Raw genomic sequence first — 13134 nt, forward strand, 5'->3', positions numbered from 1 at the left:
TGCCCGCAACTGAACGCAGAATGCTCTGCTCCAAGTGCAATACTCAACTGCCCCGATAGGTCGAATACCCGTAAGGGGACAGCAACAGCGGAACGTGGTAGTGCGCGTCATCATCAGCCACGCCGAACCTGATCGGTACCTGGTCGAGAAATTTGATCGTGTCCGTGCTGAGGTTGTGCCGATCGAGATAGTCGTTGCAAAAAAAGATCAGCTCGTAATGTCCCTGCTTGAGCTTGCCTTGCGGCAGGATGGGCCCATCGGTGCGGCCATCTGCATTTGTCTCAGCCTCGGCGATCTTTTTGTGGCTGTTGCCGGACACGCGGTAGAGCGCGATCTTGATGCCCGCTGCGGGCAAGCCTCTCGCGGTGTCGAGGACATGGGTGGTGAGGTATCCGGTGGCCATTGCATATCCCCTTGTTTGGTCGCAGATTGGTGGCATCTCACCTTGATTGTCTGGGGAAGTCCATGGCCGAGTTGCCACCGCGCTATCCGCGCGATTTTCATGGCCATGGGGCCGATAGACCGGATGCGGCGTGGCCGGGTGGTGCGCGCATCGCGGTGTCCTTTGTTCTGAACTACGAGGAGGGCGGCGAGAATTGCCTGCTGCATGGTGATGCGGCCTCTGAGGCGTTTCTGTCAGAGATTGTGGGGGCAGCACCCTGGCCCGGGCAGCGGCATTGGAACATGGAATCCATTTACGACTACGGCGCGCGTGCCGGGTTCTGGCGGTTGCATCGTTTTTTCACCGAGGCGCGCGTGCCGGTGACCGTTTATGGCGTGGCGACGGCCCTGGCGCGTTCGCCTGCGCAGGTGGAGGCGATGCAGGAGGCCGAGTGGGAGATCGCGTCACACGGGCTGAAGTGGATCGACTACAAGGATCATTCGGTTGAGGATGAGGCGGCGGACATGGATGCCGCCATTGCGCTGCACACGCAGGTGACAGGGCACCGCCCGCGCGGCTGGTACACGGGTCGGTGTTCCGAAAATACGGTCTGGTTGGCGGCCGAGCGGGGCATGGACTGGATCAGCGACACCTATGACGATGATCTGCCTTATTGGGCGCGGTTGGGTGCGCGGGATCAGCTGATTTTGCCCTACACGCTTGATTGCAACGACATGCGCTTTGCCACGCCGCAGGGATTTAATGCGGGCGATCAGTTCTTTGCCTATCTGCGGGATACGTTTGATGCGCTCTATGCCGAGGGGGCGGCGGGACGGCCCGCGATGATGTCCATTGGTCTGCACTGTCGCCTTGTCGGGCGGCCCGGTCGTGTGCAGGCGCTGCGCCGCTTCATCGAATATGTTCAGGGGCATGAGGGCGTGTGGTGTGCCCGGCGGCAGGATATTGCGGCGCATTGGGCCGAGGTTCATCCGCCCAAGCCTGAGCGCGGGTGGATTCATCTGGATCGTACCGCTTTTGTCGAGGCGTTTGGTGGCGTGTTTGAGCATTCGCCCTGGATTGCCGAAGGCGCCTATGCGCTTGAATTGGGGCCTGCGCATGACACCCCGCAGGGGCTGCACAATGCGCTCTGCCGGGTGTTTCGCGCAGCAACACAAGACAAGCGGTTGGATGTCTTGCGGGCGCATCCCGATCTGGCGGGCAAGCTGGCTGCGGCCAAGCGTTTGACGGCTGAGAGCACCGAAGAACAGGCGAGTGCGGGTCTGGATGCGCTGACAGACGAGGAACGCAGCAGTTTCGAGCGGCTCAATGCCAGCTATACAGAAAAGCACGGCTTTCCCTTCATCATCGCGGTCAAGGATCACGACAAGGCGGGCATTTTGCGCGCCTTTGAGCGGCGTATTGGCAATGAAACGGATGTTGAGATGGCTGAGGCCTGCCGTCAGGTTGAACGCATTGCCCGGATACGGCTGGAGGCGATGGAATGACCTACGCCTTTCCCCCGGGCGGCTTGCCCAGCCAGAACGAACACCCCGAAAGCACGGCCATCTTCACCGAAGCCTATGCCGTGATCCCTGCCTCGGTTCAGCGGGACATCGTCACGTCATTTCTGCCTGGATGGGACGGCACGCGGGCCTGGATCCTCGCCCGGCCTCTGAGCGGGTTTGCAGAGACCTTTGCCCAATACGCGGTGGAGCTGGCCCCAGAAGGTGGCAGCAACGCCCCGGAGCCGGACATGGATGCGCAGGCCATTCTGTTCGTGGCCCACGGCACGGTCCACCTGACGCTCGGTGCGGACCTGCATGAACTGCGCTCCGGTAGTTTTGCCTATATCCCGCCGGGGGCGCGGTGGACGCTGTGGAACCGATCGAACCAGGCCTGCGGCGTGCATTGGATCCGCAAGAAATATGTCGGGGCCGAGGGGCTGAGCCTGCCCGAACCCGTGGTGACTCACGACCTCGATGTACCCCCGGCACCGATGCCCGACTGTGGCGATCTGTGGGCCACGCAGCGGTTTCTGGACCCGCTGGATCTGCGCTACGACTGCCACGTGAACATCGTGAACTTCCAGCCGGGCGGGCGCATCCCCTTTGCCGAGACGCATGTGATGGAACATGGGCTGTATGTGCTGGAGGGCACGGCGGACTACCTGCTGAACAAGGAGTGGGTCACTGTCGGCCCCGGCGACTTCATGTGGCTGCGCGCCTTCTGCCCGCAGGCCTGCATCGCCACCGGCGATGGGCCGTTCCGCTATCTGCTCTACAAGGACGTGAACCGGCATGTCCCGCTTTGAGATCAAGGCGCTGCCCCTGACGGCAGAGGCTTTTGCCCCCTTCGGCGACGTGCTGGACTGCGCGGGTGAGCCCGACAAGATCATCAATGCGGGCAAATGCGGGCGGTATCACGACCGGGCGCAAGTGGACTTTGGCGATGGTCGGGCAGGGATCAACCTGTTCAACGCTGAACCGCGCAGCCTGCCTTACACGCTAGACCTGCTGGAACGGCACCCGGACGGATCGCAATGCTTCGTGCCTATGTCGGAACACCCGTTTTTGGTCATTGTGGCCCCGGACCAAGGCGGTACACCCGGCACCCCACTGGCCTTCCTCACGGCCCCCGGCCAGGCGATCAACTTTCATCGTGGGACCTGGCACGGTGTTCTCACGCCATTGCACGCACCGGGCTTGTTTGCGGTGATTGACCGCATCTGTGAGGGCGCCAACCTCGAAGAAGTGCACCTCGATCCGCCCTACACCATTTCTTCTGGCTGAAAATACCTCGGGGTTTGGGGCAGAGCCCCAAGCAAAAAATGTCGTCGCCGCTAGGCGGCCTTTGGATCACGTCGGATTGCGCTCCGCCCAGCCGGCAAAGACCTTTTCCAGCGCCACCACCACATAATACAGGACGATGCCCATCAGCGCCAAAGCAATGAGAACCGCGAACATCAGGGGGTAGTCTGCACTGATCTTGCCGCTGTCGAACAGGTGACCCAGGCCGCGGCCGTGGGGTTCTACAATCTCCATCAGGTTGGTGCCGATGAAAGCGAGGGTGACGGCCACTTTCAACGCACCGAAGAACTCGGGCAGAGTTTTTGGCAGGGCGATTTTCCAGAAGATCGTGAACTTGGACGCCCCCAGTGAGGCGAGGATGTCGCGGTATTCCGGCTCCAGCGTTGACAGGCCGATGCTGACCGACACGGCGATGGGGAAAAAGCTGATCAGGAAAGCGATCAGGATCGTGTTCATGTCGTGCTGGCCCACGAACATCAGGGCAATGATCGGCACGACAGTCGCCTTGGGGATTGCGTTGAAGCCCACCAACAAAGGGTAGAGCGCCTCGCGCATGGTGCGTGACAGGCCCATGATCATGCCTAGGAAGACGCCGAAGACCACCGACAACAGCAGGCCCACAACGGTCCGCCATAGCGTGTCCCAGCCGTATTCGAGGAACAGGCCCCGGAATTTCCAAAAGGCGGGCCAGATGTCGGAAGGCGAGGCCATCTTGTAGTTGGGCCAGCCGTTGACCCAGACAAGCCATTCCCAGAAAAGGCCAAAGAGGATGAGGGCGGCGAGCGGCACGCCAATCTGGCGGAGGGTCATGCGGCGTCCCTTCCTTGGGCGATGCGGATTTGCTGGCGCAGGATGTTCAGCGCGTCTGCGGACTCAGCGGTGTAGAGCATTTCGATGTCACGTTCGCCTGTTAGGTGAACGTCCATCACGTATTGCGTTTTGGCGGGGCGGCCTGACAGCACGATCACCTGATCGGCGAGGAAGATGCTCTCGCGAAGGTCGTGGGTGATCAGGACGCCAGTAAACGGCTCCTCGGCTTTGACCTTGTGCATGGTCTGCCAGAGGTCTTCGCGCGTGAAGGCGTCAAGCGCACCGAAGGGCTCATCCAGGATCAGCACTTCGGGTTTGTGCACGATAGATCGGCAAAGCGAGGCGCGTTGGCGCATCCCGCCGGACAGCTCTGACGGGCGTTTGTCTTCGAAACCGGACAAGCCCACGAGATCGAGAAGGTGCCGCGCGCGGGCCTCCTGTTGGCGTTTGGACATGCCGGTCGAAACGATTTCAAGCGGCAGCATGACGTTTTGCAGAATGGTCCGCCATTCAAGTAGGACGGGGTTCTGAAAGGCCATGCCAACAGTGGATTTGGGGCCTTTGACCAGATCGCCGTGGAGCCAGACCTCGCCCTCGTCCGGCTTCATCAGTCCGGCGACCAGCCGTGTCAGAGTGGACTTGCCGCAGCCAGAGGGGCCGACGACGGCGGCAAAGCCGCCTTCGGGCACGGACAGTTCCAGCCCGTCCAGCACGGGCAACGGGCCAGAGGGTGTTTTGTAGGCGTGGCGCACGCCCTTGATGTTGATGAGATTGCTCATAGGGGCGTGCGCTGTCTTCTTACTGGAGTTTCCGCGCGTCCGCGGCGGGCAGGTACGCGTCGGTGAAGTACAGGCTGGCGTCAGGTGCGTTCTGGAACTCGTAGGTTTCAGCCAATTGCTCCAGCGCCGTTGCCATGCGTGCGGAATCCACTGCGCCCATGCCGTTTGCCTCAACCGCATCCGTCAGCACGTTGGCATCGATGGCCAGTTGCAGGCGGCGTTGTTCCAATGCTGCGTCGGCGGCAGGGTTGCGCTCGACCAGGCTTTCGATGGCCTTGGCCGGGTCTGCGATGGCGTCTTTCCAACCGGCAGCGACGGCCGTCAGGAAGCCGGTGACGATCTCGGGATTCTCAGCAGCGAAGTCGGTGTTGGCGATGATCGCGTTACCGTAAAGCTCAAGCCCATAGTCGGCCATGAGGATGGTCGAGATGTCTTCTTCGGGCACGCCCAGGCGCACGAGGTTCAGGAAGGACGAGAACGAAAAACCGGTGACAGCCGCCACGTTGCCTTCTGCCAGCATCGGCTCGCGTGTGGGGAAGCCTACGGGTTCCACCGTGATCTTGTCCACGTCGAGATTGTTGGCGGTGGCAAAGGCCGGGAACTGTGCCCATGCGCCATCGGGGGGCGGGGCGCCCAGCACGCGGCCTTCGAGATCTTTGGGCTCGGATACGCCCAGCGACTTGCGGCCTACGATGGCGAAGGGCGGCTTGCCATAGACCATCATCACGGCGGTCACTGGTGCGCCGGGGTTCTGATCCAGGAATTTTACGAGGCTGTTGATGTCGGCAAAGCCCATCGGGAACGCACCGGAGGCCACTTTCGGTATCGCGTCGAGCGAGCCCTGGCCCGCAGAGATTTCAACATTCAGGTCGGCTGCACCGAAATGACCGTTGTCGATGGCGGCGAAATAGGGTGCGGCTGGCCCTTCGAATTTCCAGTCGAGTGCAAAGGGCACTTGCGTTTCGGCCATGGCGGCACCGGCCAGCGCGGCGGTCGCAGCAAAGGCGGCGAGGGTACGTTTGAGCATAGGTTTCTCCCAGGTGGTGACCGCGTGACGTTAGGGGCTGTTGTTCCGGGACGGAACGGATGGCCCCCCGCCACGTCGCTTTCTCTGGGTCGAGAATGTGCGGCGTGCTGAAAAATTATGCAATTGCTTTCGATCAGCATTGTGTGGGCGTTCGGTTCGTGGCCTTGTGGTGGTGAACCCAGAGGGAGGCCCGAGATGAAAGACGACAATTTCCTACGCGCCAACAATGCCCGCCACATGTGGCACCCGATGGGGCATCCGGGCGAGGCGACGGCCCATGCACCGACCATCATCACAGGGGCTGAAGGCTCGGTGATTGAGGATATTGACGGTCATAAAACGGTCGACGCAGTTGGGGGGCTGTGGTGCGTGAACCTTGGCTATTCCAACGATGCCGTGAAAGACGCGATTGCCAAGCAACTTTATGATCTGCCCTACTATTCCGCCTTCTTTGGCACGTCGAACCCGACAGCGATCGAGGCGTCTTATGCTGTCCGTTCGTTCTTTGAGGATGACGGCATGGCGCGGGTGTTCTTTACCTCGGGCGGGTCGGATTCGGTGGAGACATGCCTGCGTCTTGCGCGGCAATACCATCGCATCAAGGGGGAGCCGGGGCGGACGAAGTTCCTGTCGCTGAAGAAAGGCTATCACGGCACGCATTTCGGCGGAGCGTCGGTCAACGGGAACAATCGGTTTCGCATCGCTTACGAGCCGCTGATGCCGGGCTGTTTTCACCTGCCCTCGCCGTATCCCTATCGCAATCCGTTTGATGAAACGGACCCGGCGCTGCTGGCCCAGCATGTTGCTGCGGCGATGGAGGACGAGATCCAGTTTCAGGGGCCGGGCAGCATTGCCGCCTTTATCATGGAGCCTATTCAGGGGGCGGGCGGTGTCATCGTTCCGCATGACACCTTCATGCCGCTGATGCGTGAAATTTGCGACCGGCATGGTATCCTGATGATCGCGGATGAAGTGATCACAGGCTTTGGCCGCACGGGTGATTGGAGTGGGTCACGCCATTGGGGCGTGCAGCCGGACATGATGAGCTGTGCCAAGGGCATCACCTCGGGTTATTTCCCCGTTGGGGCCGCGCTGATGAGCGAAGCGGTGGCCGAGGTGTTTGAGAAAGCGGATGCCGATGGCGCGATTTTCCACGGCTACACCTATTCGGCGCATCCGGTGGGAGCGGCAGCTGTGACGGCCTGTCTGGAGGAAACGTTGCGGTTGGACACCAAAGCCAATGCGGTTCCGCGCGGCACTCAGCTTTATGATGGCTGTGTGTCCTTGATGGAGAAGTATGACATTGTCGGGGATGTCCGTGGCGGGCACGGGTTGATGACGGGTGTGGAACTGGTCAGTGATCGGGCGTCCAAAACCCCGCTGGATACCGAGGCGATGAAGCGCATGCACAAGGCCACTTACGAGGCTGGTGCAATGGTGCGGATCGGAGGCAATAACATCATGATGTCGCCGCCGCTGGTGGTGACGGAAGATGAGATTGCCCGCGTACTGAGTGCGTTGGATGCTGGATTGGCGGCGGTATGAAAAAAGTGAGTGATGTGCTGGGCACTTGAGACAGTGCTGAAGCTGGTTGGTGGTTGGCACCTGTCGCGCAAATTTTGCTACTTTGAAACCAGACCAGCGGTGATGAGCAGGTGAACGAGTTCCGCGACCGACGCGACTTGCATCTTCTCGAGAATGCGGGCGCGGTGATGATCCACTGTTCGCGGACTGATGTTCAAACTAAGGCCGATTTGCTTGCTTGAAGTGTTGGATGAATCCTGTGCCATCATGTGCGCGATTTCCCATTCGCGCTTTGTCAGCGTGTCAACTCGCGCGTGAACACTGTTCATCCTTGCCCGAGAAGCCCGTGCTTTTTGGTCCTCCTTGAGTGCGGCATCGATGTGTTCAAGCAGCAACGATTGTCGAAACGGTTTTTCCAGAAAGTCGATTGCTCCGGCCTTGATGGCTTGAACGGATTCCGGAACGCCTCCATGCCCAGTTATGAAGATGATCGGAAGCAAATAGTCTTTTTGCGCTAACCGTTCTTGCAACTGGAGGCCATTCATACCCGGCATTCCGTAGTCAAGGACAAGGCAACCGGATTGATCCGGGTCATATGCGTTCAAGAAAACATCCGCGGATTCAAATGATTTCACATTGTAGCCGCGCTTGGTCAGCGCACGTGACAGAGACGAACGAATGTCTTCGTCGTCATCTACAATGAATACAATTTGATCCTGTTCACTCATCCATCTGTTCCCATACAGCTAATTCGGAGCTTTCGGTGAGTTGAAGAAAGTATTGTTGTCCCATGTAGCTTCACACGTGTGCCGTCGTCAGTTGACTGTTGTCTGGCTTATCAGCCTCTTGGGGGTCGTCCAGAGCCTGGGCCAGTTTGAGAGAAAACGCAAAGCATGCCCCGCCATCATCTGTGTCTTTGAGCCAGAGCTGACCGCCGTTGTCCTCTACAATTGATCTGCTGATGTTGAGGCCGAGGCCCATGCCGCCGGTTTTTGTCGTTTCGAATTGTGCAAATGCATCGAAGTCAGGTGAAATCCCAGGGCCGCTGTCGCGCACCGAAATCTCTGCAAAGTCACCGGCACGCTTGGCATACACCGTGATTTGCCTCCTGTCAGGTGCGTGTTCGGCGATGGCTTCAATGGCATTGTTCAGCAGGTTGACGAGAACCTGAGCCACGTGAATGCGGATCGCAATCACCGAGGGGACATCGTCAATGGAACAAGAAATATCGATTTTGTTCGACGTGGCTTCGGGTTGTATCAACCTCAGGGATTGTTGGATGAGCTCGTCCAGATTGAACACCGTCGCCGCGCCATCATCTTTTCTGACGAAACTGCGCAGAGCGCGGATGATGTCGCCGGCCCGATGTGCCTGTTGGTCCAGTTCCGACAGAATCTCGACAAGAGCAGGATCGCTGCTTTCTGTTTCGTTTATGGTTGAAATGGCGGCATCTACATTCTGCGTGATCGCAGTCAGTGGCTGGTTCAGTTCATGGGCCAACCCGGTGGCCATTTGGCCCATCACGTTCACTCTGGCGTAGTGAGACAGATCGCGGTTCAGGTCTCGTATTTTTTCTTCAGTATCCCGCCTTTGTGTCACATCATCCATAGTTGCGACGGCGTGGATCGGGTTTCCTTGATCATCCCGTACCATGATTGCATTGACGCGGAGCCAAACAACTTTTCCGTCGCTGCGGATGTACCTCATATCCTGGGAGTATTCGTAGTCGTCGTGTGCCATTTCTGCGAATACCGGGAATGCATTTGCATCATCCGGGTGCAGGACATCGTGGATGGTCAACTTTTGCATGTCTTCTGTTGAATGACCCAACATATCTGCAAACTGAGCGTTTACACGGATGAATTCGCCCGTTTCCGGCATGATCTGTGCCATTCCACGCGAAGCAAGTTCGAAGGTTCGGCCATATTCCCGTTCGGATTTCCGCCGCCTTGCGATTTCCTGAACTAGCGCTTCGTTCGTTGCCTCAAGCTCTTGATAGGTTTTCGGCAAGGGGTCGGATGCCGACACCTCGCCCTGAGACACCAGTGCTGCACGCACGGCAAAGGCGCGCACGGGCTTGTGGATACGATTTGCCAGAAGAAGACCAATGCCAGCTGCAGCAAGAGTGATTGCCGTCGCAATCCAAATGTTTTGCAGCCGGTTTTCTTTGATGCCGCCAATGAAGTCGTCTTCGGGTGCGTAAACTGCAATTGTCCAGGGCAGATCTTCGCTGATCGCCGGCATCAGGGTCGACACATAGGTTTTGCCATCATGCTGAAACTTTGATGAAGTTTCTTCCTCGACAGAAATTGTGCCACCTTCCGCAAGGCCGGCAAAGGCGGATCGAGCGATCGGGTCACCCAGTTCGTCGATACTTGCAAATCGCAGCGTACCGTCTTCGTCCATGGTTTTGATCAGCTGGGCATCTGGGTGGGCGATGACATCACCGTTCCTGTTGAGAATGAACGCGACGCCGTTCTGGCCGATGGATAGTTGTGCCAGAAAGCTGGAGATAGCACTGATTTCGATGTCAACGCCAATGACACCTTGAATGACGCCGGAGCCGTTCACCACGGGGGATGCGACGGTAATCCCGGGCTGGCGAGAAGAAAAAAAGATGTATGGATCGGTCCATATACTGTCCCATCCTGCGCTGGCCCGTTTGAACCAAGGACGCGTTCGGGGGTCAAAGTTATCATTGGGGTCATTGGCTTGGTCGACAATGGCATAATCATCCGCACGCCAGATTAACTCCGTACTGCGTGCGTCGCCGTCTCTTACGATGATCTTTGAACGATATGTGCCGGATTCCTCTGTGCGCATAACGTAGACGAAGTTGCCGTTCTGATCGCCGAAAAAAATGCCGGCGAACTGGGGCGCGATGTGCAGTTGCTGGAACAGCAACGCTTCAAGCATTTCACGATTGTCGCTTGCAACAATCCTGTTTTCGGCAAGGCGGGTCGCAAGATCTGCGGCGACGTATGCAGGCTCAAGAAACCCCTTTGAATGCTCGATGGTGTTGGTGCCCACATCACTCAGCAGGTCATGGGCGTGATTTAGAAGCGCTTTTTCAGATGTCAGGTATGACGAGAAAACGACGGTCATGATCGCGATGAATTGTAACCCGGCCAGGCAAATGGCCAGTATGGCACCAAGAGAGATCCTCATTCGCGACCCCTGCTTTTGCTCCCAAGCGACGCAAAGTCACATCTTGCGCATGCATCCCTGCAACGTGCACTTGTGATCATTGTTCTTACCCCTAGGCGACGACGCGTGACCCGTCCGATGTACAGGCATAGTGCCCGCTTGGCTCAAACAATTATGATGTATCGTTGCCTGAACGTTGCGTCGCACTGAGGTATGCTGTCGTTGATTTCAGCATTTCTTCAATTCTAGACGCTGCAGCATTGATGTCCTCGACCTCTTCATCTGTCCAGCGATGCATCCTGAGTTTGGTCGCATAAACAACTCCAACGACCCTGTTGCTTGTGCCGAAAACAGGTGCGCCGACGAATGAAGCCAAACCGTATTGCCGAACAGCTGCGCTTCCGCTGACAAGCGGATGATAGAATGCGTCACAGATTATGAGGGTCTTTTTCAACCCAACAACATGGGCGCACACTTCCTCCATCGCAGACGGAGCCGCCCCACCCGGAAAGTAGTATTGAAGACCAGAACTGTGCGGATACACTAAGCCGCTCGTGCCGGTGTTGTGTGCCGCAAGCACCCTGTTAGAAGTATCTTGGCCGCCATGCATATTTCGTTCAAGGTCATTGCCGTCGAGGCTGGTTCGGTCACCAGGACTGATACTGGAACCAGCTTTTTCATTGGGGATGGTCGACAGCAAATCGACTGGAAGATCGTGGTTTGGAGCAGCAATCATCAAGTTCCTTACCATCGAACGGGCTGACATGGGGCCAAGATACTGACGCATAACCACCGGCACATGCAGGCGGCCAAAGCCGCCAGCATGGAACGTCGTGACTGGTAACGAACTGTGTCTGGCAGCAATCACCAGACCGGTGATTAAACATCTTAACAACGGCACGCTACGTTAGAACGAGACCGCCTGTAAATTCGCGTGATCACCTAAGTAAATTCACCTATGTCCGCCATGGCGCGCCCAAATATCCGAGCCTTCGCCTTCGTATTCTGCAGCTCGATCAAGGGTTGCCTGCATTAGAAAACAAGCTGGCAGTTACGGCGGTATTGACCGCTAGTTGGGTGACCGAAGCAGGGCGGCCTCGCGGCGACGCAGGCACATCCGCACGGTTGGACCATAGCTGCCCGTCCTGTGTTCAAGTTCGGGAAACAGTGCCAGCACTTCCTCCCTGATGTCTTCTTCTATCGAATTCATCGTTGTCGCGCCGGGGTAGTAGCTTTCGCTTGGACACCCTTCCGCCATAACGATCTGGTGTTGATCAAACATCAGATGAAAATACGTGATCTCGTCGCAAGGCTCGGAGAATATGGTGTCGCCATCGACAAGGTGCTTGGCGCAAACAAGCACCTCGGATTCTCCAAACATCAACTCTGCCCGCAACCCGCAGATCAGCATTCTATGCAGCGGCGACACACGCAAATCGCGCGAGTTTCCCAAAGCCCCTTCCTTTATCATGATGGGTGCAAACCGGTCTTTACCGACGGTTTTGGTCTGACCAAGCCAGCGAAGTGGTTGTGCGCCGTCGTCACGTGTCATGATCAGGTCGCCTTCGCGTAACTCTTCAATTGCCACCGGACCATCAACGGTTTCAATTCGTGTGCCTTGAACAAAACACGTCAGAAAGTCGTCGTAGCTTGTTGTTGGAAGCCCGGTGGTCCGTGTGACCGAGTATGTTTCGCCGGGGACCAGTTCGAAGGTTGTGACGTAACCCTGAAGAGATGAAAAAGCTGCCGAGTTTGCGTTGTGTAAATCGTAGATGAAGCCAACTGACGCACCCGAGGAATCGAAAACTTCAAACTCGTTTTCCGGGTTTGTAGGTGCATTTGTGAACACGGTCCCATCTATGGTGCCGTTCAAAAGTTGGGTTGGTGCCGCAGCGAAGTTGCCTGGCACACCGTCATTGAAAATGTTGTCCTGAGAATCTGTGTCTGTAACTGTCGCCGCAGTTGGTGCAGCCGCCGCAGATGCCGTGAACGTGCCCCCTGTCGCAATGGTTCCGAAATTGTAGTTGGCAGCAGTAATGCCAAGGTCTGAAAGGGAGTAAACAAGGATTGTTCTGTCTGGCATGGGGGCGTTCCTCTCCCTTGGGGGCTTGCTGGAAACAACAGTGCTCTACCTGTTCTGTGTGGCAGCCACTGTGACAATCGACGAGTTTACCATTACGATTCAGTAAACTTGGGTGTTCCGCAGACCGAGACTTCTTTCTTCAATTGCGTGACCAGGATGGCCCCCCACTAGTTTTCGATTCTATGGCGCGCGATGAGAGTGTAATGCACCTTGGAATCAAACAGCTGCGGCAGTCCGAAATACATGTCTGGGATGTCTTCATTCAAAGACGCCAAGACAAAAGCAGTCACCAATTCCGCCCGATCGTTCAAAAGCAGAATCCGTTCGGTCAGGCAAAGCAATTGTTCCGCCGTTTCGATGAGGCGAAAGCACTGACCGTCGAAGATGAAAGATGCATAGTTGTCCGGGGGAAGCTGCGGAAAAACGTAAGTGTCGCCAAGGTGCAGGCAATCTTCTTGAGATAGCTCGCAGTTAACCATCAAGCCATCGACAACGCGGACATCCTGAGCCCGGATCAGATGGGAGTGACCCACGAGATTGCCTTTCAGTGTGCTCGGCCAATGTTCCATTGAGTG

General features: G+C 57.4%; 13 protein-coding genes. 4 read left to right on the top strand and 9 right to left on the bottom strand.

The window, feature by feature from the left end; all coding sequences use genetic code 11:
- Positions 1-43: 43 nt before the first annotated feature.
- A complete protein-coding gene (gene uraH, locus IE087_RS15915; protein ID WP_189370345.1) occupies positions 44-403 on the bottom strand; it encodes a hydroxyisourate hydrolase in 360 nt (119 codons plus the stop codon).
- Between the two features lie 62 nt (positions 404-465).
- On the opposite strand from uraH, the gene puuE reads away from it, so the two are divergent.
- Genes puuE through IE087_RS15930 form a run of 3 tightly spaced genes read left to right on the top strand, consistent with a single transcriptional unit; the run spans position 466 to position 3171 of the window.
- Positions 466-1887, top strand: a complete 1422-nt coding sequence (gene puuE, locus IE087_RS15920) for an allantoinase PuuE (RefSeq protein ID WP_189370346.1) — start codon at positions 466-468, stop codon at positions 1885-1887.
- Entirely contained in the window at positions 1884-2693 is an 810-nt protein-coding gene (locus IE087_RS15925; protein ID WP_189370347.1) for a bifunctional allantoicase/(S)-ureidoglycine aminohydrolase, read from the top strand. Before puuE ends, IE087_RS15925 begins: the two co-directional genes overlap by 4 nt.
- Positions 2680-3171, top strand: a complete 492-nt coding sequence (locus tag IE087_RS15930; RefSeq protein ID WP_189370348.1) for an ureidoglycolate lyase — start codon at positions 2680-2682, stop codon at positions 3169-3171. The genes IE087_RS15925 and IE087_RS15930 overlap by 14 nt, the downstream gene beginning before the upstream one ends.
- Positions 3172-3237: 66 nt before the next feature.
- Here the strand turns inward: IE087_RS15930 and IE087_RS15935 are convergent, their stop codons facing one another.
- Genes IE087_RS15935 through IE087_RS15945 form a run of 3 tightly spaced genes read right to left on the bottom strand, consistent with a single transcriptional unit; the run spans position 3238 to position 5805 of the window.
- A complete protein-coding gene (locus IE087_RS15935) occupies positions 3238-3999 on the bottom strand; it encodes an ABC transporter permease (RefSeq protein ID WP_189370349.1) in 762 nt (253 codons plus the stop codon).
- Entirely contained in the window at positions 3996-4778 is a 783-nt protein-coding gene (locus IE087_RS15940) for an ABC transporter ATP-binding protein (protein ID WP_189370350.1), read from the bottom strand. Before IE087_RS15940 ends, IE087_RS15935 begins: the two co-directional genes overlap by 4 nt.
- A gap of 19 nt (positions 4779-4797) precedes the next feature.
- Entirely contained in the window at positions 4798-5805 is a 1008-nt protein-coding gene (locus IE087_RS15945) for an ABC transporter substrate-binding protein (protein ID WP_189370351.1), read from the bottom strand.
- Positions 5806-6000: 195 nt separating this feature from the next.
- Here IE087_RS15945 and IE087_RS15950 point away from each other — a divergent pair, with 195 nt between their 5' ends.
- A complete protein-coding gene (locus IE087_RS15950) occupies positions 6001-7350 on the top strand; it encodes an aminotransferase class III-fold pyridoxal phosphate-dependent enzyme (RefSeq protein WP_189370352.1) in 1350 nt (449 codons plus the stop codon).
- A 77-nt stretch (positions 7351-7427) separates the two neighbouring features.
- On the opposite strand, the gene IE087_RS15955 is transcribed toward IE087_RS15950, so the two are convergent.
- The 5 genes from IE087_RS15955 to IE087_RS15975 form a co-directional block, all read right to left on the bottom strand.
- Positions 7428-8057, bottom strand: a complete 630-nt coding sequence (locus tag IE087_RS15955; RefSeq protein ID WP_189370353.1) for a response regulator transcription factor — start codon at positions 8055-8057, stop codon at positions 7428-7430.
- 70 nt (positions 8058-8127) lie between these two features.
- Complete coding sequence (locus IE087_RS15960) at positions 8128-10497, bottom strand: sensor histidine kinase (protein ID WP_189370354.1); 2370 nt, start codon at positions 10495-10497, stop codon at positions 8128-8130.
- 151 nt (positions 10498-10648) lie between these two features.
- Complete coding sequence (locus IE087_RS15965) at positions 10649-11212, bottom strand: GAF domain-containing protein (RefSeq protein ID WP_229801426.1); 564 nt, start codon at positions 11210-11212, stop codon at positions 10649-10651.
- 333 nt (positions 11213-11545) lie between these two features.
- Positions 11546-12559: a Hint domain-containing protein gene (locus IE087_RS15970; RefSeq protein ID WP_189370356.1), complete on the bottom strand. Its 1014-nt coding sequence runs from the start codon at positions 12557-12559 to the stop codon at positions 11546-11548.
- A gap of 167 nt (positions 12560-12726) precedes the next feature.
- Complete coding sequence (locus tag IE087_RS15975; protein WP_189370357.1) at positions 12727-13128, bottom strand: hypothetical protein; 402 nt, start codon at positions 13126-13128, stop codon at positions 12727-12729.
- Positions 13129-13134: the final 6 nt, after the last annotated feature.

This window comes from Tateyamaria omphalii, from assembly GCF_014651375.1.
Taxonomy (GTDB): domain Bacteria; phylum Pseudomonadota; class Alphaproteobacteria; order Rhodobacterales; family Rhodobacteraceae; genus Tateyamaria; species Tateyamaria omphalii.